We start from the raw sequence: 21,648 nt of genomic DNA, 5'->3' as shown, positions 1-21,648 counted from the left end.
CAGCGGGCCTTTCGAGCCAATCGCCCTCGCTTCATCAGGAGGACGCAGTTATGTCGCGCATGCCGGTATTCAATAGTCCGTTGCTTTTGGGTTTTGATCAGTTCGAGCGCGTGCTGGACAGGATATCCAAGGCCTCCGCCGATGGCTATCCGCCCTACAACATCGAACAGGTCGGCGAGAACGGGTTGCGCATCACGCTGGCGGTGGCCGGTTTTTCTCTCGACGACCTTGTGGTCGCGACCGAGGACAACCAGTTGACCGTCAGGGGGCGTCAGGCCGACGAGGTGGAGGGACGCGTTTTCCTTCATCGCGGCATTGCGGCCCGCCAGTTTCAGCGCAGCTTCGTCCTGGCGGAAGGCATCGAGGTGTTTGGCGCTCATCTCGACAACGGACTTTTGCATATCGACCTTATGCGTCCGCAACCGGAAAGCCGGGTGCGCACGATCAAGATCGAAGGCGGCCAGACGGGCAACCGCAAGGCCGGCGTCAAGAAAGACGCCAAGACCATCGACGTGGAGACTGTGTGATGAAAAACACGATAAGCAGCAAATCAATCCCTGAGGCGCAAGCGCATCACGTGATGCTGACCGCCCAGGATTTCGCCGCCTTGGGCGCGCAGAATTTGGCCTTCGTCAGGAAGGTCGAAGAGGGTGGCGCCAGCCAATGGGCCATTTTCTCGGCCGACGGCACGCCGATCGGCATGGCCCCTTCGCGCGACGTCGCCTTCGCCGCCGTTCGCCAGCACGAACTGGAACCCCAAAGCGTGCATTGAGGGTTTCCTTTTCAGCGCTCCTGCGTTCTGGTTCTAACGAAGCGCATGGTGGCGAGCGTTTTTTCGTCTTCCTGCCTAGGAATGAGCGCGGGGGTTGGGCTGGCGACGGACTCGATTCTCTCTTCGGCGATTCCCTTTTGAATTAAATATTCTCGAGCCGCCCGCGCTCGCTTAAGCGCAAGGTTGCTGGGAGTTTGCAAGGCGCGGCTTTCTTTGCTGTCGACAAATCCCTCTGTGATGGCGAGTAGTTCAGGATAAGCAAGCAATATGGTTGTCTGACGGTCAAGCGTGGCCTTGGCTTGCAAAGTCAGCAGGGCCGTTCCGGATGGAAAGAAAATCTTCGCATCGGCCTCCTCAATGGGGCTATGCAGAAAACAAGGAAGGGAATAATCAATCCCATTGCGTGGCTTGTCTTCGGGACACGAAGGGCTATCGGCCCAGGCTAGAGGACTGGCCAACAACAAGAGTTTAAGAGTCGGAAGAAATGCTTTGAGCACTTTAAACCCTCCATAGGCGGAGGAGTAGGTGAACGCCCCTCCGCCGGTGAGATTAGTACGGACTGCGGTTGGCGTGCGCGGTTGGTCAATAGGTCAGAGCGTAAGTTTCTCTGCGCGCGCGGAAGGGCCAGAAACCCTTGCTGGCTAAGTCTTCGCGCAGGTCCTGGGCAGCCCGACGTCCCTTGAGCGCCGCTTCGGGCGGCAACTGGGCGATCAGATCGCCCCAGACCTGAGAGACATCCAACAGCACAAGGCCTTCATAGCCTTCCATGGCAACAAGCAAATTGAATTCCTCTTGCAATAGATAGGCCCACGCCAAGGCCTTCTGGAAATCACGCGCCACGTCCTGGCCGTGAGCGTACATGACAACGAGATTCAGCATGGCGGGCGCATTGCCCTGCTGTGCGGCACGCAACAACAAATCCACGCCGCGTTGACCATCTTTATGGCCGAGCCGCTCGTTGGAGAAAATCAGCCCTATCACGGCAAACCCTTCCGGCTCGTCTTGAACGGCTGCCCTTTGCGCCCAAGACAGGGCATTCTCCATGTCAGCTTTCCCCCCAAAACCTTGGGCTAGAAGGCGGGCAAAACGGGCCATGGCCTTGGCGTTTCCCGCCTGGGCTGCTTTCGCGTACCAGTGCCGCGCCTTCTTCTGGTCGGGCTTGAAGCTCTTGGCTTCATCGCGCAGAGCAAAGAGTGCCGTTTCCTTCCTGGACGGAGAAACGAAGAAGTCGTCCATGCGCGCCTCATAAAGCATTCCCAAATGCAACATCGACGGTACAGAACCGATTGCGGCGGCTCTCTCGCAGGTGCTTAGAGGGCGGCGGGAGAAACGGGAGATATTGGAGGAAGAAAGACACAAGACCTCCATGGCGCTCACATCGCCCTTGGTTGCAGCGTCATTCAAGAGGCGGCTAGCTTCATAGCGATTGATGAGGGGTTTATTCATAATCCTCTCCGCCCTCAGCAAAAATGCGGCTTCATCCGGCAATATTCTCGCCGCTCTTTCGAGCCAGCTACGCGCGATCTGTTGCTGGGTGGGATCGGCAGAAATCATCTCTGCGTATTCCAGCATGGCGAAAACATTCCCGCCTTCTGCCGCCTTCAGATACCAGTTGAGAGATTGGGCTTGGTCATATAGCGGGGATAGGTCGTGGCCGTTTGAACGGGCAAGGTAAAATTGCGCAGCCGGATCGCCATTTTCAGCAAAGGGCGTCATGCCCTGGTTCAATTTCCATAATTGCTGCTTGATGTCGGCAGAGGGCGTCTTGCTTTCCCATTCGTAGAGAACAGTCGAATAGTCCTCTGCGTTAGCCGCTTGCTGGAATATGAGCAAGCCCGCAAGAGCGACAACAAGGAAACGGCATTTGGAAAATTGCATGACGTGCTCCGCAAAATGTGTTCCCGGCAGGAGCGCCTGCCGGGAACCAAAAGGTTACTTGCGTCGGTAGGGAGGAAGCGGGTTTTTGTTTCTTTCCCCCGTATCCTGCCAATTGTCGCGTGGATCATACCAGGGTCTAGGCTTGCATTTGTAGATTGCGCCAGTGTTTGAGTCTCTGGCGGTATATTCATCGATTCTATCCCAGCCCGGGCCCGAGGCATTGCAATCCTTTTGATTGTTGCCCTGGTGTGAAGGCATCGGGACAGGTTTGTTGAACTTATCCCTTTCGTTTTCCGCCAGCCGCTGGCCGATCTGGGCTTCTGTCGGCCCTCCGGGGCGCATGAGGCCATCGACCTTCAATCCCTCGTCCTTCTGAAAGGCCTTTAAGGAATTGAACATCAGCCGGTCGGGATAGGGCGTCAAACCGTAGCTTTGCGGTGGGCTGTAATAGCCCAGACGATTGAGAGCCTGTTTAGTGTTTAGGGTGTCGTCGGGATCGACGCTGTGGTCGTCCCCGATCACCTTCCTTACTTTGAATGCGGATTGAAGCATGGTGAAATAGTCCTTCATTGGCGGCCACAGGCAATCCGGCACAGGCGCGGTTGTCGCGCCATTGCCGCCTGCGGCGGATGGTTGCTGACGATTGTGGCTTGGGAAGCCTCTGAGTTCTCGCCCCATCGGCAGGGCTTGGCGCTGCTGGCCAGCGCGCTCAAGTTATCCTGACTGGCGGAACGGCTCGGGAAGCTCGAAGAGAGCCTATGACTAACAGGAGAATATTGTCAAGAACAAAAACGGATTGGTGGTTATGCCTGTCTCGAACTTACCAAGTAAAGGTGGGAATGACTGCGGTGGGCGTGAGCTTCGGTCAATAGGTCAGAGCGTAAGTTTCTCTGCGCGCGCGGAAGGGCCAGAAGCCCTTGCTAGCCAAGTCCTCTCGCAGGTCCTGGGCAGCCCGGCGTCCCTTGAGCGCCGCTTCGGAGGTGACAAGTTGCTTGAGATCGGCAATTGCCTGCTGGGGGGGGAGCAACAGAAGGTAATCCGTGTAGCCCTCCGTTTCGCGCTCAATGTCGAATTCCTCTTGCAATAAATAATACCAAGCAAGAGCCATCGAGAGGTCGCGTGGCGCGTCTTGTCCGTGCGCATACATTACAATCAGATCGATCATGGCTGCCGGATTGCCTCGCTCTGCCGCACGGATCAAGTAGTCGAGGCCCTGCTTGGCTTCCTTGCCGCCCAAACGCTCGTTGACCAAAATCAGGCCGGCCAGGGCCAAGCCCTCAGCTTCTCCCTGCGCAGCCGACTTCTTTGCCCATTCGAAAGCCTGTTGAAGAGAAAAGGTTCCGCCCAAATTCTGGGACAAGAAGCGGGCGAGGCGGGCTTGTGCCTTTGGGTTTCCTGCCGCCGCAGCCCTTTCGTACCACGACTGAGCCTTCTTCATGTCGCGTCTATATTCTTTGGCGTCATTGCGCAGATAGAAGTTAGCCAAAGTCAGGTCGCCATATTCGCCTGGAACGATGTCGAAATCCGCCATCCGCCTTTCGTAAAGCATGCCGAGCCGAAGCATGGCTTCAGAAGACCCCCCTTTGGCGGCATCCTCGCAATTGCGGATCGGATGTCCATCTGTCGCGCCTGAGAAGATCATGCCGTAGCGGCACAATATTCCCAGCGCCTTGACATTCCCGGCTCTTGCCGACATTTCCAACAAGCCGCTTGCCTCGAACGCGCCGCGAGGCAACTTATCCAGCACTTCGAAAACATCGAGCAGGAACAGCGCCTCGACGCTTCCGTGTCTCGCCGCCTTGCCGAGCCAGGACAGTTTCTGTTCGTGATTGCCCTCCAGAAGCCCAGCATAGAAAATCTGTGCATCGGCGTGCCCGCTTTCTGCGGACTCCTTTAGCCACCGGATGCCTTTGGACATGTCGAACAAGGGGGAATCCTTGCGCGTGTAAGAATGCGAAATCCAAAATTGGGCAAAAGGGTCGCCAGCAGTCGCTGCCTGCATGTTCCCTTCGTTCTGCTTTTGCATGGCATCTGCAGCGCTCTTGAATGGATTTTTCCTTGTGTCCATGGCTTGGTGCAGCCAAGTCGTTAAGTCGGCTGCCAATGGCGCGTCAAACGCGGACATGGCAAAGACAAAAAACACGGCAAAGGTAATTCGTGAAATCTTCATGGCGATCCTCCGACAAGAACGTTCCCGGCAGGCGAGCCTGCCGGGAACTGTAGTCACCTATTTCTCGCTGGGCCACTGAAGGATACCCTGGTTCCGGCGATCCCACACGGACGGTTTTCCGCGAAGCTTGTCCAGGAGGCCGCCTTCTTTGCAGGTATAGTAAGTCCCATGAGGGTCAATTGCCTGGCCGTTTCCAGTTCGCTGCCAACCCTCAGGCAAAGGGCAATTCGAGGCATTTCCTGTAAGGTTCGGATTATAAGGTGGAGCATCAGGCGGGCGCTTCCATTCCTTTTTCTCCGCCAGCCGCTGGCCGATCTGGGCTTCTGTCGGCCCTCCGGGGCGCATGAGGCCATCGACCTTCAATCCCTCGTCCTTCTGAAAGGCCTTTAAGGAATTGAACATCAGCCGGTCGGGATAGGGCGTCAAACCGTAGCTTTGCGGTGGGCTGTAATAGCCCAGACGATTGAGAGCCTGTTTAGTGTTTAGGGTGTCGTCGGGATCGACGCTGTGGTCGTCCCCGATCACCTTCCTTACTTTGAATGCGGATTGAAGCATGGTGAAATAGTCCTTCATTGGCGGCCACAGGCAATCCGGCACAGGCGCGGTTGTCGCGCCATTGCCGCCTGCGGCGGATGGTTGCTGACGATTGTGGCTTGGGAAGCCTCTGAGTTCTCGCCCCATCGGCAGGGCTTGGCGCTGCTGGCCAGCGCGCTCAAGTTATCCTGACTGGCGGAACGGCTCGGGAAGCTCGAAGAGAGCCTATGACTAACAGGAGAATATTGTCAAGAACAAAAACGGATTGGTGGTTATGTCTGTCTCGGGCTTACCAAGTAAAGGTAGGAATGACCGCGGTTGGCGTCGCACCATGCCGATTGATCAGCATCTCCACGTCGGTTTGGCTTGGCGACTGACCCCAATCGATGCCCAACTCGGAACGGTGAATGCCGCCTATCACCAGCGCGCTGTCGATGGCGGCCGCATTGGCGCCCGCGATGTCGGTATGCAGGCCGTCGCCCACCGCCAGCGCCTTCTGCCCCGGCTTCAGGCCCAGAGCCGATAGGCAGGCGGGGTAGATGGCCGGATCGGGTTTGCCGCGTTGGACCACGCTGCCGCCCAAGGCGCGGTAACGTTCGGCCAAAGCGCCCGCGCAGACCACGGGTTCGCCCAGGCGGATCACCGTCAGATCGGGATTGGCGCAAACCATCGGCAAGTTCCTGGCCGCCGCCTTGGCCAGCACGTCCTCATAATCGGCGACCGTTTCCGAAAAATCGACCGGCCCGGTATTCAAGACGAAATCCGCCTCGTCTAGCGAAGCGTCGCGGTAATCCAGCCCCTCAAAGACGTTGCGGTCGCGCTCCGGCCCCAGATGGTAGATGCGCCGCCCCAAATTCTTGAAGAAGGGGTCGGTTCTGGCTTTCAGTTCCAGATAGACGGCTTCGCCCGACGACATGACCGAACCATACAGATCGCGCCCGATGCCCATTTTGCCCATCGCCTCGATCAGGGCGAAGCCGCGCCTGGGCGCGTTCGACAAAAGCACGGTCGGTTTGCCCAATTCCTTCAAGCGGGACAGCGTGTCGGCGGCCCCTGGATAGGGCTGGGTTCCGTCATGGATGACCCCCCACAAATCCAGGATGAAGCCGTCATAGCGGTCCGCCAGGACCGCGATGCCTGGAAGAATATCGACGCTCATCGATGGTCCGCCCCGATCGCCTGACCAAGTTGCGTGAATCCGTCGCGGCGCAATAGATGATAAAGCTCGCCCTTGATGCGCTCAACCAGCCCCGGCCCCTTATAGACCAGGGCCGAATAGACCTGAACCAGCGAGGCGCCGGCGCGAATTTTGGCGTAGGCGTCGGCGCCCGAGGTGATGCCGCCAGCGCCGATCAAGGGAATGGCGCCTTTGGTCAGACGGTAAAAATCGGCCAGCACCTCGGTGGAGGGAGCGAACAAAGGCTTGCCGCTAAGGCCGCCCGTTTCTTCTCGCTGTGTCGAGCGCAGGCTGGCGGGCCTTGCGATGGTGGTGTTGGAGACGATCAGCCCGTCGATGCCGTTGGCCAGAACGACGTCGGCGATATCCTTGCGGTCCTGGCTTTCCAAATCCGGGGCCACTTTGACCAGCAGGGGCGGCGAATTTTCGGGAACGGCGGTTTTCAGCGCCGCCTTGGTGCGACCCAATAGGGCCGACAGCGCATCGCGGCCCTGCAGGGCGCGAAGGCCGGGCGTATTGGGAGACGAGATGTTGACCACCAGATAGCTGGCCATGGGCGCCAGCAGAACGGCGCCTTTTTCATAGTCGGCGGCGGCGTCCTCGGTGGTCTTGTTCTTGCCGATATTGACGCCGATGATGCCGGGCCTGCTTTTGTGGCGGGCCAGTCTGCCCCGCACGGCGATGGCTCCGTCATTGTTGAAGCCCATGCGGTTGATGATGGCCTCGTCCTCGGCCAGCCTGAACAGGCGGGGGCGCGGATTGCCTGCCTGGGGCTGGGGGGTCACGGTGCCGATCTCGACGAAGCCGAAGCCCAGATTCAATAGCGCGTCAGGCACTTCGGCGTTTTTGTCGAACCCCGCCGCCAAACCGACCGGATTGGGGAAATGCAATCCCCACAGGTCCTGACCCAGCATCTGGGGGTCGGGGTGCGCCAGCTTGGGAAACAGGCCGGAAGACAGGGTCCTTAAGGCCAGCAGATGCGCTTCCTCGGGGTCGAGGCGCTTCAGAAACGGCCAAAGCAGCGGATAAATGTCAAACAAGGGATCAGTCCGTCAGCAGGGGGAATTCGTGCTCGCCCGTGGGACCCAGGGAAAGCGGCACCACTTCAAGAACGGCGGAAAGGGGCAGGGCTGCGTAAAGATGAGGGTAAAGCTCGCCAGAAGATGAGGCCTCCCAGCGCAGTGCCTCGCCCAACAAGGCGGAATCGGCGACCAGCATCAACAGATCGGCCTCGCCCGCGCGGTGGCGGGCCGCACTTTCCTCGATCTGATCGCTGGTGGAAAAATGCAGGAACCCGTCCGACCTGTCCTGGTCCGAACCTTCATAGACCCCCTTGGCGGCGGCCAAAAGCCAATCCGCCTGACGGCACAAATGATAGATGCGTTTCCCGGTCATGGCCGGAAGCTAACCGAAGTTGCGCCGGATCGCCATATTTTTGCGGCAACCGGGCGGGTAGGGCAAATATTCTGTGTATAACTTTTGGCCGGTCTGGTGGATGACCGATGCGAGACCCATATCAGATGAAAGCGACCAAAAGCGGCAAAAGCCGCGAAGTTAGGAAAAGGATAGCGGGTCATGGCTGAATCGATGCAATTTCGCGAAGGGGCGCGCCTGGAGGCGGCTCTGGACTTGGTTGAAAAGCTGGGCCAGGAAAATCTGGCCTTCGTACCCAGGCTGCCTAGCAACAACATGCTGGCGGCGGCAGTGCTGGCGGGCGACATTTCGCCCGATCGGGCCGGGCGGGTTTGGAAGGCGATGTTGGCGGCCTCGCAGGAGGCGTAAGCCACAGATCCCTCTTTGAAGCTGGGCGGAAAAAATTTCCCAGTTCTCGGCAAAAATTGCCGGGCGTTAACCTCTTTTTCACGCGGTTGGAGCAGACTCGAAGCTAGGAAAGCCCCTTGATGACAAGGGGCAAGCCGTTGCGACGTTCTTGATCGAGGCCTGCCGTGAACGCCTTTCTACAATCGCTGCGCAATCTGGGACCCGCCCGTCTGGCCGCCATGGTCGGCGTGGCCATCGGCATGATCGGATTCATCATCTTCATCGCGGCCCGCGTCAGTTCCGCGCCGATGGAGCTGCTGTACGGCGATTTGGAGGCGTCAGACGCCGGACATGTCGCCCAGCGTCTCGATGGGCTGAAGATTCCCTATGAAGTCCGCAACGGCAATCAGATCTTCGTGCCCGCCGATCAGGTGGGCAAGCTGCGCATGCAATTGGCCGAGCAGGCGCTGCCTTCCTCGGGCGGCTCGGTAGGTTATGAGATTTTCGACAAATCCGATCCTCTGGGATCGACCAGCTTCATGCAAAACCTGAATTTGGTCAGGGCGTTGGAAGGCGAATTGGCCCGCTCGATCAAGACGGTCGGCAACGTCAAGACGGCCAGGGTGCATCTGGTCATGCCGAGACGCGAAATGTTCTCGCGCGAGGTGCAAGAACCCTCCGCCTCGATCATCTTGAAAATGAATGGCGGCGGGCGCCTGAACGCCCAGCAGGTGTCGTCGATCCAGCATTTGGTGGCGGCCGCCGTGCCGCGCTTGCAGCCGACAAAGATTTCGATCGTCGACGACAAGGGCACGCTGCTGGCCAGGGGCTTCGAGGACGACAAGCAGTTGATGAACCGCAATGCCGAGGAAATGCGCATTTCCTACGAGCAGCGTTTGGCCCGCCAGATCGAGGATCTGCTTGAAAAGACGGTCGGATTCGGAAAAGTCCGGGCCGAAGTCCGGGCCGATATCGACTTCGACCAACTGGTGGTGAACGAAGAGAAATACGATCCGGAATCGCAGGTCGTGCGCTCGACCCGCACCATTACCGAGGATGTTCAGGCCCAAGATCAGGAATCCATGCCGGTGACGGTGGGTCAGAACCTGCCCGACACCAACGCCAACATCGCGGGTGCTACCAAGAATCAGAATAAGGAAGCCAGAAACGACGAGCTGGTGAATTACGAAATCTCGAAGAAGGTCACCAAGCAGGTGCGCGAAACCGGCGTGGTGAAGCGTCTTTCCGTGGCCGTTCTGGTGGATGGCGTCTATAATAAGGATGGCGATCAGCGCGCCTACGAAACCCGCAAGCAAGAAGAGATGGACCAGATCGCAACCCTGGTCCGCTCGGCCATCGGCTTCGACGACAAGCGTGGCGATCAAGTCGATGTCGTGAACATGCGCTTCGCCGAGGGCGATGCGGAAGTCGACAAGCCGCTTGATTTGATCTTCGGCTTCGAGCAGGCGCAGATCATGCGCATGGCCGAAATTCTGGTCTTGAGCGTGGTGGCGATCCTGGTCATCTTGCTGGTGGTTCGCCCGCTGGTCACCAGGGCCTTCGAGACCATGCCGGCGGCGGCGGGCGAGGCCGGGCGCAAGCTCTTGGCCGAGCCGGGCATGTCGCCCGCCCTGTCGGGTCCGGGCATGCCGCCAGCGCCCGGCGTGCCGATGGAAGAAGAGATGGAATCCCTGGACGAGCTTATCGACATCGACAAGGTCGAAGGCCGGGTCAAGGCGTCGTCGATCAAGAAAATCGGCGAGATCATCGAGAAGCATCCGGAAGAGGCGCTGTCGATCATCCGCAATTGGATGTATCAGGAAGCATAGGCCGGGGAGAGCTAGGTCGTGGCGCGCATCAAGGAAGACTTTCGCACTTTGACCGGGCAGCAGAAGGCCGCCATCTTCATGCTGGCCATCGGCGAACAGCATTCCTCGAGATTGTTCTCGATCATGGACGACGAGGAAATCAAGGAACTCTCGCAGGTGATGGCCAATCTGGGTTCGGTCAACGCCACCTTGGTCGAGCGCTTGTTCATCGAATTCGCCGACCAGCTGGCCTCGACCGGTTCGCTGGTAGGCTCGTTCGAAAGCACCGAGCGCCTGCTGATGAAGGGCCTGCCCAAGGACCGCGTCGACCTGATCATGGAAGAAATTCGCGGCCCGGCGGGCCGCACCATGTGGGACAAGCTGGGCAATGTGAACGAACAGGTGTTGGCCAACTATCTGAAGAACGAGTATCCGCAGACCGTCGCGGTGGTGATGAGCAAGATCAAATCCGACCATGGCGCCCGCGTCTTGTCGCTACTGCCCGAGAATTTCGCCATGGAAGTGGTAATGCGCATGCTGCGCATGGAAGCTGTGCAAAAGGAAGTGCTGGACGGCGTTGAAAAGACGCTGCGAACGGAGTTCATGAGCAATCTGGCCCGCACCGCCAGGCGCGACTCGCACGAGGTGATGGCGGAAATCTTCAACAACCTCGACCGCAACACCGAGGCGCGTTTCATGTCGGCCCTGGAGGAACGCAACCGCGAATCGGCCGAGCGCATCAAGCAGCTCATGTTCACCTTCGAGGATCTTACCCGCGTCGATTCCTCGGGCATTCAGATCCTGCTGCGCAACGTCGAGAAGGAAAAACTGGCGCTGGCGCTCAAGGGCGGCTCGGACGCTGTCAAGGAACTCTTCTTCAAGAACATGTCCGAGCGCCTGGGCAAGATGCTGAAGGAAGACATGGAAGCGCTTGGCCCCGTGCGCCTGAAGGACGTCGACGAGGCGCAGACCGCCATCGTGATGGTGGCCAAAGACCTTTCGGCCAGCGGCCAGATCGTCATTTCCGAGGGCGGCGCCGAAGACGAATTGGTATACTAATGCCCGTACAAACTGGGAAAGAAGCCGGAATGGCGCAGGTGCGCAAATTCATGTTCGATCTGTCGTTCGACAAGCCGGTGGTCAAGCCGCAGCCGAAGAACGTGGTCGAGGATGTCGAAGAGGCAAGCGAACCCGAGCCGCCGCCGCCGCCCGTGTTTACCGAAGAGGAGCTGTATTTCGCCAGGGAGGAAAGCTACCAGAAAGGGCGCGAGGATGGCCTGCGCGAAGCCGAGGAAAGCCGGGCCTTTTTGGAAAGCAACGCCGAGCGCGCGATTTCCGAGCAACTGGCCGGCCTGTTCGCCGCCGAAAAAAGGTCGGCCGAGGCCAATCAGCGGGCTTCCATCCAGGTGGCTCAGGCCTTGCTTAGAAAACTGGCCCCCGGATTGGCGAAACGGGAAGGGCTGGGCGATATCGAAGGCCTGCTGCGCGACTGCCTGATGCGCCTTGGCAAGGAACCCCGCGTCGTCGTGCGCGTGGCCGAGGAACTGACGGAGGGCGTGCGCGCCAAGATCGACGGGCTGGTCACGGAAAGCGGCTTCGAAGGCCGCGTGGTGGTGATCGGCGCGCCGGGGCTGGCCTCGACCGATTGCAAGGTTGAATGGGCCGATGGCGGCGCCGAGCGCGATTTCGAGCGCCTGCTGGCCGAAGTGGATGCGGTCGTCGAAAGATATTTGGCGCCCGAGGGCGATGAAGCCCAAACGGATGATGCAGAGTAGATCTGGAGGATGTCATGGCCGACAATTTGGAACTGAACGAACTGAGGGGCGATCCCGAGGAAGAACATATCGAGCTGCCGGATATTCCGCGCTCGTCGCGCGATCTTGAAGCCGTCTACGACATTCCGGTGCAGGTTTCCGCCGTGCTGGGCAAGGCCACCATGCAGGTGCATCAGCTTCTCAAGCTGGGTCGCGGCGCCGTGGTGGAGTTGGATCGCAAGGTCGGCGAGGCCATCGACATCTACGTCAACAACCGGCTGGTGGCGCGCGGCGAAGTGGTGGTCGTGGAAGACCGCCTCGGCGTGACCATGACGGAAATCATCAAGGCGGATCGCAGCTAGGCTGTCAAGGATACGGGGTTACCATGCGCCTTCTCATCATCGGATCTTTGGGTGGACAGATCGGGGCCGCCAGCCAGATCGCCATCGGACGCGGCGCCAAGGTGACGCATGCCGACGACATCGAGCCGGGGCTGGAGATTCTGCGCTCCGGCAAGGGCGCCGATCTGGTGATGATCGATGTCCGCCAGGACGTGAAGGGGCTGGTCGATCAACTGGCCGCCGAGCGCATCATCGTTCCCGTGGTCGCCTGCGGCACCTCGACCGACACCCAGGCGGCCGTGCGCGCCATCCGGGCGGGCGCTCGCGAATATGTGCCGCTGCCGCCCGACGCCGAACTGATCGCCGCCGTTCTGGCGGCCGTGGCCGAGGAAAGCCACGCCATGATCTCGGCCGATCCCAAGATGGCCCAAGTCTTGAAACTGGCCGATCAGGTGTCGCCTTCCGACGCGTCGATTTTGATCACCGGCGAGTCCGGCACCGGCAAGGAATTGATGGCGCGTTACATCCATAGAAAAAGCAAGCGCGCCGACAAGCCCTTCGTGGCGGTCAATTGCGCCGCCATTCCCGAAACGCTGCTGGAATCTGAACTGTTCGGCCATGAAAAGGGCGCTTTCACCGGCGCTGTCGCCAGACGGCTGGGCAAGTTCGAGGAAGCGCAAGGCGGCACCTTGCTCCTCGATGAAATCAGCGAAATGGACGTGCGGCTGCAATCGAAGCTGCTGCGCGCCATCCAGGAGCGCGAGATCGATCGCTTGGGCGGATCGAAACCGGTCAAGGTGGATGTGCGCATCATCGCCACCACCAACCGGGCGCTGCAAGACGAAGTCAAAAAGGGCACCTTCCGCGAGGATCTGTATTTTCGCCTCAACGTCATGACGCTGTTGTTGCCGCCCTTGCGCGAGCGCCCCAAGGACATCGAGATTCTGGCGCATCATTTCGCCAAGTTCTACGCCGCCGCCAACAGCGTCGCCGAGCGGCCCCTTAGCGAAGAGGCGCTCAATCTTCTGAAACGCCATGTCTGGCGGGGCAATGTGCGCGAGTTGGAAAATACCCTGCACCGCGCCGTGCTGCTGGCCACCAACAGCACGATCGGACCCGAAGCGATCATGCTGAACAATAGCGACGGCCAATCGCAAGGCGAGGCGACCGTCGCTACCGACAAGACGACGCAGGGATTGATCGGGCGCACGGTTGCCGATGTCGAGCGCGACCTCATTCTCGACACCTTGTATCACTGCCTGGGCAACCGCACCCACGCCGCCAATATCCTGGGCATCTCGATCCGCACGCTCAGGAACAAGCTGAAGCAGTATGGCGAGGAAGGCTACAAGGTGCCGCCGCCCGGCGAGGGCGAGCGGGCTGGCCTTTAAGGAATGAAGGAGACCTAAATGGCCGAAGCGCCAATCGATGGTGCTGCCGAGGAAGATGGCGCTGGCATTGGCGCCGGCGCAGGCGTGACCATGGGATCATGGGGTCCGGCGATGAACCGCTTTGCCGCGGCGATGCGCCGCGGCGACATCGCCTTCGCCATGGCGGTCGTGCTGATTCTGGTCATGCTGATCCTGCCCATGCCGCCCTGGCTGATGGATTTGGCGCTGGCCGTTTCGATTACCTTCGCCGTGCTGATCTTGATGGTCTCGATCTTCATCGAACGACCTTTGCAATTCAGTTCATACCCGACCGTGCTGCTGCTGGCCACCATGTTGCGCCTAGCGCTCAACATGGCGACCACGCGCCTGATCCTCTCCAAGGGCCATGAAGGAACCGATGCGGCTGGCCATGTCGTCGAGGCCTTTGCCGGTTTCGTGATGGGCGGCAATTTCGTGATCGGAATCGTGATCTTCGCCATCCTGGTCATCGTCAATTTCGTGGTCATCACCAAAGGCTCGACCCGCATCGCCGAAGTTGCCGCCCGATTCACCTTAGACGCCATGCCCGGCAAGCAGATGGCCATCGACGCCGATCTGTCGTCGGGCCTGATCGACGAGAACACGGCCAGGAAGCGGCGCAAGGAACTGGAAGAGGAAAGTTCCTTCTACGGCGCCATGGATGGCGCCTCGAAATTCGTGCGCGGCGACGCCGTGGCCGGGTTGATGATCACCTTCATCAACGTTCTGGGCGGCATCTTCATCGGCGTCGTGCAGATGAACTTGCCCTTCATGACGGCGCTTGACACCTATACCCAATTGACGGTGGGCGATGGCTTGGTCAGCCAGATTCCGGCGCTGATCGTTTCCACCTCGGCCGGTCTTCTGGTGTCCAAGGCGGGTTTGAGCGAAACCGCCGACAAGGCCTTGTCCCGCCAGTTGGGCGGCTATCCCAAAGCGCTGGGCGTCAGCTCCTTCCTGATCGCCTTCCTGGGCCTGATGCCGGGACTGCCCTTCCTGCCCTTCGCCATTCTGGCCGGCGTCACCGGCGGCTTGGCTTGGCGGATCGACCAAACCCAGCGCGTGAAGACCGAACAGGAAGAGGCGGTCGCCGAGGCGCAGGCCAGACAGGAAGTGCCGGTGGCCGAGGAACCGATCTCGTCGGCGCTCAAGATCGATCTGGTTCGCCTGGAGCTTGGCTATGGGCTGCTGTCGCTGATCAACAGCCCCAAGGGCCAACGCTTGACCGAGCAAATCAAGGCCCTGCGCCGCGCCTTGGCCTCGGACATGGGTTTCGTCATGCCGTCGGTGCGCATCCAAGACAATATGCAGCTGCCCGCCAACGCCTATGTCGTTTACGTCAAGGAGGTCGAGGCTGGCCGCGGCGACCTGCGTCCCGACATGTTGCTGGTCATGGACCCCAGGGGCGAGGAAATCACCATCCCCGGCGAAAAGACTCGCGAACCCACCTTCGGCCTGCCCGCGCTTTGGATCGACCTGACCTCTCGCGAGGAGGCTTTGTTCCGCGGCTATACGGTCGTCGATCCGCCGACCGTGATCACCACCCATCTGACCGAAGTGGTGAAGGACAATATGAGCGAGCTTCTGTCCTTCGCCGAAACGCAAAAGCTGCTGGACGAGTTGGACAGGGAGCATCAGAAGCTGGTCAGCGACTTGATCCCCAGCCAGATCACGGTGGGCGGCGTCCAGCGCGCCTTGCAGAACCTGTTGACCGAACGCATCTCGATCCGCGATCTGCCCACCATCCTGGAAGGCATTTCCGAGGCTTGCGGCCATACCCGCAACGTCATGACCATCACCGAACATGTGCGCGCGCGCCTGGCCCGCCAGATCAGCGATTCGAACACTTCGGATCAGGGATTCATTCCGCTGGTCACGCTCAGCCCCGAATGGGAGCAGGCCTTCGCCGAGTCCCTGATCGGCGCGGGCGAAGAAAAGCAATTGTCGATGGCGCCTTCCAGGCTTCAGGAATTCATCGCCAAGGTGCGCCAGAATTTCGAGCGTTTCGCCATGCAGGGCGAAACGCCGGTGCTGCTGACCAGTCCGATGATCAGGCCCTATGTGCGCTCGATCATCGAGCGCTTCCGTCCCATGACCGTGGTGATGTCGCAAAGCGAAATCCACCCCAAGGCGAAAATCAAAACCCTGGGGCAGATATGATGACGGTGGCCTCGATCACCCGCATCCTGCCTTTTCGCTTCGCTGACTTCCGGCGCTTGAGGGGCCATGCGGAGCGAGCGAAAGCGAGCGACTGGGCCATTGTGGCCCCGCGCGCCGATGCGCGCGCAAGCCAAGTGAGCGGCGCGAACGCCCGGCGTTTGAGGGGCAGATATAATGCGTCTTAAAACGTTTACCGCTCCCGGCATGGCGGAGGCCATGCAGACCGTGCGCCGCGAGCTGGGCGACGAGGCGATCATCGTTTCGACCCAGAAAGACCCGGATACGGGCGAGGTGCATATCACGGCGGCGCTGGAAAGCTCGGACGCCGAGGAAGACGCCATCGAGCGCATGCTGGGCGGCGGCATGCGCCCCTTCATCTCTGAGGCAGTGCGCCAAGCCCTGGCGTTTCACGGCGTGCCGGGACGCTTGATCGAGCGTTTGGTGGTGGCGGCGGCGGCGGTGGATTCGGAAGATCCCGTCATGGCCTGCGCCGCGGCGCTGGACGCCAATTTCATTTTTGCGCCGCTGCCCGATAAAAGTGCGCCGCGTCCTTTCATCTTGCTGGGGCCGCCCGGCGGCGGCAAGACGATCACGGTGGCCAAGCTGGCCGCACGCTCGGTGATGAAGGGCAGGCGGGTCGGCGTCATCACCACCGATTCCGTTCGCGCGGGCGTGGTCGAGCAACTGGCATCGTTCACCCGCATCATGGATATCGAATTGAAGGTGGCAAGAGGCCCCGAAGCCTTGAAGCGTCTTTTGGAAGACAATGCCGGTCTTTACGATCTGACCTTCATCGATTCGCCCGGCCTCAATCCCTTTCAGGACCGCGATCATGCCTATCTGGCCGATCTGGTGGAAGCCAGCAAGGCCGAGCCGATCATGGTGATGGCGGCGGGCGGCGATTCTTCCGAAGCCAGCGAGATGGGCGAAATCTATGCTGGCCTTGGCGTCACGCGCCTGCTGGCGACAAGGCTTGACGCCACGCGCCGATTGGGTGCCGTGCTGGCGGCGGCGGCAAGTGCCGAAGCCATGTTCTGCGAAGTGGCCGTCAGCCCGCATGTCGCCAGCGGTTTGGTGGCGCTTAATCCCGTTTCCCTGGCCCGCCTTCTGATCGCCGATCCCGACGAGCAGGTGGCCAATGCCCTGCACGAACATCCCTCTTATTCCGAGGCCCTGACATGACGATACCGCCGATCACCCCCACGCTTGCCCATCGTCCGCAGGCCAGGCCCAAGGGACGCAACATGACGGCGATCGCGTCCGGCAAGGGAGGCGTGGGTAAGACATGGTTCGCCATTACCTTGACCCATGCCATGGCCCGCAAGAATCAACGAGCGCTTTTGTTCGACGGCGATCTTGGTCTGGCCAATGTCGATATTCAATTGGGCCTGATGCCAAGGCAGGATCTGGGCGGCGTGATCGCGGGAAGGCTGACGCTGAACCAAGCGGCCACCAATTTTCCGGAAGGCGGCTTCGACGTCATCGCCGGGCGCTCAGGCTCGGGAAGCCTGGCCAACATCCCCTTAAGCCGCTTGCAACTTCTGACCGACGATCTGGTGCTGTTGAGCGGCGCCTACGACCAGGTGGTGCTCGATCTGGGGGCGGGCGTCGAGAAAACCGTGCGCATGCTGGCGGAAACGGCAGCTACCGTGCTGGTGGTCTGCACCGACGAACCAACATCGCTGACCGACGCCTACGCCTTCATCAAGGTCATGCATATGGAGCGTCCGGGGCTTGATCTGCGCATCGTCATCAACATGGCCAATTCCGTGCGCGAGGGCGAGCGCACCTTCGCCACGCTGAAGAAAGCCTGCGAGGGCTTCTTGAAATTCAGTCCCCCGCTGGCGGGTGTGGTGCGCAGGGACACCAAGGTTCGCGACACCATCCGCAGCCAAACGCCGATCCTGATCCGCTCGCCCAATGCCGAAGCGGCGCAGGATGTCGAGGCGATCGCCGAACAACTCTTGAGCTCGCCTCTGCCATGATCCCTCCCGCCGTCACGCCCGAGTTGTTGCAGCGCATTCAAGACATTCAGAATGCGCAAACGACTTTGACGACGGCGGCCAGCGCGCAATCGCGCGCCCTTCCCCTGGATATCTTTAATCTGTCGCCGGGGGCGAGCTTCAACGCCACCATCTCGCAGATCGACGCCAAGGGCCTGCTGACCCTGTCTACCGACACCGGCAATTTCCAATTGCGCCTTTCCGTGCCGCAAAGTCTGGCGGTGGGAACTCAACTGACCTTGCAGGTCAATCAGATCGGCGACCAGTCGGCGCAGTTTCGCATCATGGCGGTCGATGGCCAGCCGGTGGCCCAGGCGCAGGCGACGCAATTGCCCAACGCCGTTCCCGGCGTGGCGGGCGCGCAAAACAACGCCCAGCTGCAGGCGGACGCGGCGGCGACGGTGCGCACGCCCACCGCTCCGGCGATGGCGGGGATTCCCGCTACGGTTCTCGCCTCGACCGAATCCGGGCAGGGTTTGCAGACCTCTTTGGCCGAACCCTGGCAGCCTGGCACCCAACTTGCCGTGCGCATCGTGGCGGTCACGCCGCCTGCCGCCTCGCAGGCCCTGGCCGGGCAGGCGGCCGCGCAGACCAATCCATCTTTGGCCACGGGCGCCATACCCGCACCGGGCATACCACAAGCAGTCGCCACGCAAACGGCTGGCGCTGTTGCCGCGCCCACGGCCGGAGCTGAGTCGCAAGGTGCTCGCGACGCCACGCTGCAATTCGGCATGAATATGCAAGGCAGGCAGCCTGCGCCGCAGCAAGCGCCGGTGGCGGCGCCAGTGGCGCCCACGCCCTGGATGTCGACCAGCCGCGACAACTGGGCGCCTTATTCGCCCACATTGTTCATGCCGCCCGAGAATCCCAATATCAGTCAGCGTCCGGCGGCTGCGCCGCTGCTTCTGACCGGCACCGTGGCCCCCAACACGTCGAACGGGCAGCCGATCGTGGCCACCAATGCCGGGCTGCTGGCCATCAATGCCGGGCCGATGACGCCGGGGACGAAATTGACGCTGGAGGTGGTGGGGCAGCCCATTCCCCCGCAGGCGGTCAAGGACGCCGCCCTGGCGCAAAGCACGCCTTACGCTTCTTCGGCTTGGCCTGCGATGGAGGAAACGCTTGATGCGCTGAAGTTCAGCGATCCGTCTGGCGCTCAGCGGCTGCTGGCCGCCTTGCCCAGCCTGACGCCGCGCTTGGCCGCCAACATGGCGGCCTATATGGGGGCCGTGCGCCAAGGCGACCTCAAATCCTGGCTGGGCGAAAGAACCATCGAATCGATCGAACGCAAAAGCGGGCGGGAATTGGTCAAGCGCTTGGAATCCGAATTCGGCGAGTTGGCGGAAATATCGGCGCGTCCGCGCTCGACCTCGTCGGGCAATTGGAGCAGCCACATCATTCCCATGATGAATGGGCAGCATATCGAAGCCATTCAACTCAACGTGCGCAACACGCCCGATGAGGTGGACGATGCGCAAGGACAGGGCGGCAGGAAGGGCAAGGGCGGCGGCACGCGATTCGTCGTCGATCTCGATTTATCGAAACTCGGCCCCATGCAAATCGACGGGCTGATGCGCGGGCCTGAAAAGAAGATCGATTTCATCATCCGCACGCCTGCGGCCCTGCCCAGCGAGATGCGCTTTGGGCTTAACCGCATCGTCGAGAACGTCACCTCGGCTTCGGGTCTGCAAGGCACGGTGGTGTTTCAGGCCAGCGCCCGCTTCGTCGACACGCCCAAGCTGGATTTTCCAAAATCGAAGCGCAAACCCGGCGTCGAAGTTTAGAACGAACCATCCTTCAGAATTTTCTCGATCTCGTCTAGGATGGCCGGAACGTCGGCCAGTTTGGTGTGATGGAAGAAACGTCCGCCTGGGGTCAGACGCAGATTGGGGCCTTTGGCGCACTCGCCCAGACAATGCAAGCGTTCAACGGTCAGCGCCAAGCCGCGCTCGAGAAGGCCCTGTTCCAAAGCATCGGCGATGGCTTCCGAGCCGCCCAGCGCGCAGGAAGGTCGGCTGGCCGTGAAACGGTTGTTGATGCAAACGACGATGCCGCTAGGACGTTCGCTCACGTCGCCGCCGCCGCCATGGCCGGTTCGTCTTCGCCCAGATTCAGGCGCACGCCCGGCGGCAGTTTGGTTTGCATATTGCGCCTGGTCTTGTTGATCTGGGCCTGGGTCAAACCTTCGGCCGAGGAAAGATCGGTGTCGTTGATCATCGTATCTAGCATGATGGCGCCATGCATCTGCGCCCCTTCCAAATCGGCGCCGCGCAGGTCGGCGCCCGATAGATCGGCGCCGCGCAGATTGGCGCCTTTCAGCTTGGCGCCCTCCAGATTGACGTGGCGCAGGCGCGCAGCCCCCAGCACCGCTTCGGTCAAGTCGGCCCCCGCCATCTCGGCATAGCGCAAATCGGCGCCGTCCAGGCGGGCCTCGGAACATTCCGCGCCCGTCATGCGGCAATAGGTCAGGTCGGCCTGGGTCAGAATGGCGCCCGACAGATCGACCCCCACCATCACCTGGCGGGAAAGGGCGGCCCGTCCCCCTTCAGTGCCGCGCGACAGAACCCAAGTGCGGTGCGCGTCCAGAACGCCGTTCAGGTCGAAGGCCAGTTTGACCGGCTTTACCTTGGGCCTGGGTGGTGGGGCAGGGGCGGCGGGCGGCGGAACTGGCGCGGCGGCAACCATCGCGGGTTTGGCTGCTTGAACGGGCGGCGCGCCCATGTCCAATTTTGTCCCGGCGGTTTTCGCGGCCAGGGGCGGCGCTTCGCCCAGTTCCAGCTTCGTGCCCGCGCCGACTGGCTTGTGGACAGCAATGGCGGCGGCTGGTTTGGCGACGGGGGCCGGGGCCGACGTTTTGGCGGGCGCTGGCTTTGCTTCGGGCGCTGCAGCCTGCTTGAATTGCGGTACCGGGGGCAGCGGCGGCAAGGCGGCAATTGCCGCGGCGACCGCTGGGGTTGCTGGTTTTGGCGCGGCGGACACTGGGGCTGCAGGCGCAGCCGCCGGTTTGGCGGCAACGGTCAGGGGCGGCGCTTGCGGAGCCTTGGGCCTGTCGGGCGCAGGGATCGGCGATAGGGGGACGGGCGCAACAGGATTGCTGGCCTGCTTTGGCGCTTGCGCGATTGGCGTGGTTGGGGCTTTGGGCGGCTCGGGCCGCTTTGCAGCGGGGGCCATCACGACGGCGGGTCTTGGACGATCCTCGGCCAAGATAGGTTCCGATGGGCGTCGCCGTTCTGGTCCGCCAAAAGCCTCGCTGTTGTCAATGATCCGCCGGTCGGGTCCCAGATAGCCCGGCGCGATCACCATGCGCTTCGGTTCGATGATCATCTGGCTGACGCGTCTGGTCAGCCCCTCCTGCGAGACTGGTTTGCGCAGCAAACCCTCAATGCCGAAGCGACAGATTTTCTGGATGAAGGCGGGGTTCTTGGAATCGGTCAAGGCCGTCACCGGCACATCCGGGCAGGGGCTTGCCTTGCGGTCGCGCAGCCAGCGCAGGAATTCGACGCCGCCCGGCTCGTTTTCGGCCACCCCGACCAGACAGGCGCTGACCGGCGACGCCATCAGATGCAGCACCGCTTCGGCCATCGAGGAGGTGCTCAGGACTTCGCTGGTGCGTTGGCGCTGGAACAAGGTTCGGGCCATGAATCGAAACTGATCATCCTTATCCAAAATAAGGATGCGCTGCGATTCCCACTTGAAATTAGGAGGTGGGGCGGTTTGCGCCGTGGCGTTCAACATGATTCCGAATAGCTGCCTTTAAGGTGCCGTTCACTGTTCTATCACAGTTCGAGCGCATCTAAAAAGAGTCGTAACAGACTCTGCCCGCGCCTATTTAACGCTGTAAATCGTCATTAATGAGACGGCATTCGGCACCTTATCGGGCT

22 protein-coding genes are annotated in these 21,648 nt (G+C 60.9%); 12 read left to right on the top strand and 10 right to left on the bottom strand.

Annotated features, from left to right (window positions below; genetic code table 11):
* The first annotated feature begins 50 nt into the window (after positions 1-50).
* Together HQL44_10895 and HQL44_10890 are read left to right on the top strand one after the other, a co-directional pair.
* The gene (locus HQL44_10895) at positions 51-527 is read left to right on the top strand and encodes an Hsp20 family protein (protein MBF0269086.1); all 477 of its coding nucleotides are present in this window, start codon (positions 51-53) and stop codon (positions 525-527) included.
* Positions 527-772 carry a DUF1150 family protein gene (locus HQL44_10890; protein ID MBF0269085.1) on the top strand — a complete coding sequence of 82 codons (246 nt, stop codon included), beginning with the start codon at positions 527-529 and terminating at the stop codon, positions 770-772. The genes HQL44_10895 and HQL44_10890 overlap by 1 nt, the downstream gene beginning before the upstream one ends.
* Positions 773-783: 11 nt before the next feature.
* On the opposite strand, the gene HQL44_10885 is transcribed toward HQL44_10890, so the two are convergent.
* From HQL44_10885 to HQL44_10850, 8 genes are all read right to left on the bottom strand, one after another.
* Complete coding sequence (locus HQL44_10885) at positions 784-1,269, bottom strand: OmpA family protein (protein ID MBF0269084.1); 486 nt, start codon at positions 1,267-1,269, stop codon at positions 784-786.
* Between the two features lie 85 nt (positions 1,270-1,354).
* Positions 1,355-2,650, bottom strand: coding sequence for a sel1 repeat family protein (locus HQL44_10880; protein ID MBF0269083.1), 1,296 nt, complete (start codon positions 2,648-2,650; stop codon positions 1,355-1,357).
* Positions 2,651-2,704: 54 nt separating this feature from the next.
* Positions 2,705-3,328: a peptidoglycan-binding protein gene (locus HQL44_10875; protein MBF0269082.1), complete on the bottom strand. Its 624-nt coding sequence runs from the start codon at positions 3,326-3,328 to the stop codon at positions 2,705-2,707.
* 187 nt (positions 3,329-3,515) lie between these two features.
* Entirely contained in the window at positions 3,516-4,820 is a 1,305-nt protein-coding gene (locus tag HQL44_10870; protein MBF0269081.1) for a sel1 repeat family protein, read from the bottom strand.
* Positions 4,821-4,877: 57 nt separating this feature from the next.
* Positions 4,878-5,501 (bottom strand): peptidoglycan-binding protein, encoded by a 624-nt coding sequence (locus HQL44_10865; GenBank protein ID MBF0269080.1) that lies wholly within the window; start codon positions 5,499-5,501, stop codon positions 4,878-4,880.
* Positions 5,502-5,643: 142 nt separating this feature from the next.
* Positions 5,644-6,513, bottom strand: a complete 870-nt coding sequence (locus tag HQL44_10860; GenBank protein MBF0269079.1) for a TIGR01459 family HAD-type hydrolase — start codon at positions 6,511-6,513, stop codon at positions 5,644-5,646.
* On the bottom strand, positions 6,510-7,571 hold the full coding sequence (locus HQL44_10855; protein ID MBF0269078.1) for a quinone-dependent dihydroorotate dehydrogenase: 1,062 nt from the start codon (positions 7,569-7,571) through the stop codon (positions 6,510-6,512). Before HQL44_10855 ends, HQL44_10860 begins: the two co-directional genes overlap by 4 nt.
* Positions 7,572-7,575: 4 nt before the next feature.
* Positions 7,576-7,926: a DUF952 domain-containing protein gene (locus HQL44_10850; protein ID MBF0269077.1), complete on the bottom strand. Its 351-nt coding sequence runs from the start codon at positions 7,924-7,926 to the stop codon at positions 7,576-7,578.
* Positions 7,927-8,106: 180 nt separating this feature from the next.
* On the opposite strand from HQL44_10850, the gene HQL44_10845 reads away from it, so the two are divergent.
* From HQL44_10845 to HQL44_10800, 10 genes are all read left to right on the top strand, one after another.
* Complete coding sequence (locus HQL44_10845; GenBank protein MBF0269076.1) at positions 8,107-8,313, top strand: hypothetical protein; 207 nt, start codon at positions 8,107-8,109, stop codon at positions 8,311-8,313.
* A 164-nt stretch (positions 8,314-8,477) separates the two neighbouring features.
* Positions 8,478-10,121: a flagellar M-ring protein FliF gene (gene fliF, locus HQL44_10840; protein ID MBF0269075.1), complete on the top strand. Its 1,644-nt coding sequence runs from the start codon at positions 8,478-8,480 to the stop codon at positions 10,119-10,121.
* An 18-nt stretch (positions 10,122-10,139) separates the two neighbouring features.
* Positions 10,140-11,159 carry a flagellar motor switch protein FliG gene (gene fliG / locus HQL44_10835; GenBank protein MBF0269074.1) on the top strand — a complete coding sequence of 340 codons (1,020 nt, stop codon included), beginning with the start codon at positions 10,140-10,142 and terminating at the stop codon, positions 11,157-11,159.
* A gap of 29 nt (positions 11,160-11,188) precedes the next feature.
* Positions 11,189-11,875, top strand: a complete 687-nt coding sequence (locus HQL44_10830) for a flagellar assembly protein FliH (protein MBF0269073.1) — start codon at positions 11,189-11,191, stop codon at positions 11,873-11,875.
* 14 nt (positions 11,876-11,889) lie between these two features.
* Positions 11,890-12,216: a flagellar motor switch protein FliN gene (gene fliN / locus HQL44_10825; protein MBF0269072.1), complete on the top strand. Its 327-nt coding sequence runs from the start codon at positions 11,890-11,892 to the stop codon at positions 12,214-12,216.
* Positions 12,217-12,239: 23 nt separating this feature from the next.
* Positions 12,240-13,586 carry a sigma-54-dependent Fis family transcriptional regulator gene (locus tag HQL44_10820; GenBank protein ID MBF0269071.1) on the top strand — a complete coding sequence of 449 codons (1,347 nt, stop codon included), beginning with the start codon at positions 12,240-12,242 and terminating at the stop codon, positions 13,584-13,586.
* A 90-nt stretch (positions 13,587-13,676) separates the two neighbouring features.
* Positions 13,677-15,764, top strand: coding sequence for a flagellar biosynthesis protein FlhA (flhA, locus tag HQL44_10815; GenBank protein MBF0269070.1), 2,088 nt, complete (start codon positions 13,677-13,679; stop codon positions 15,762-15,764).
* A 174-nt stretch (positions 15,765-15,938) separates the two neighbouring features.
* Positions 15,939-16,946, top strand: coding sequence for a GTP-binding protein (locus HQL44_10810; GenBank protein MBF0269069.1), 1,008 nt, complete (start codon positions 15,939-15,941; stop codon positions 16,944-16,946).
* Positions 16,943-17,749 carry a MinD/ParA family protein gene (locus tag HQL44_10805; protein ID MBF0269068.1) on the top strand — a complete coding sequence of 269 codons (807 nt, stop codon included), beginning with the start codon at positions 16,943-16,945 and terminating at the stop codon, positions 17,747-17,749. The genes HQL44_10810 and HQL44_10805 overlap by 4 nt, the downstream gene beginning before the upstream one ends.
* Positions 17,746-19,551, top strand: coding sequence for a hypothetical protein (locus HQL44_10800; protein ID MBF0269067.1), 1,806 nt, complete (start codon positions 17,746-17,748; stop codon positions 19,549-19,551). Before HQL44_10805 ends, HQL44_10800 begins: the two co-directional genes overlap by 4 nt.
* Here HQL44_10800 and HQL44_10795 read toward each other — a convergent pair.
* Positions 19,548-19,838 (bottom strand): (2Fe-2S) ferredoxin domain-containing protein, encoded by a 291-nt coding sequence (locus HQL44_10795; protein MBF0269066.1) that lies wholly within the window; start codon positions 19,836-19,838, stop codon positions 19,548-19,550. The two genes, HQL44_10800 and HQL44_10795, sit on opposite strands and share 4 nt — an antisense overlap.
* Positions 19,835-21,406, bottom strand: a complete 1,572-nt coding sequence (locus HQL44_10790) for a pentapeptide repeat-containing protein (protein MBF0269065.1) — start codon at positions 21,404-21,406, stop codon at positions 19,835-19,837. The genes HQL44_10795 and HQL44_10790 overlap by 4 nt, the downstream gene beginning before the upstream one ends.
* Between the last annotated feature and the right edge of the window lie 242 nt (positions 21,407-21,648).

The sequence above is a fragment of the Alphaproteobacteria bacterium genome, assembly GCA_015231795.1.
Classification (GTDB): domain Bacteria; phylum Pseudomonadota; class Alphaproteobacteria; order Rhodospirillales; family WMHbin7; genus WMHbin7.
The sequence above is the reverse complement of the archived record's forward strand: the minus strand, read 5'-3'. Positions and strand labels throughout refer to the sequence as shown.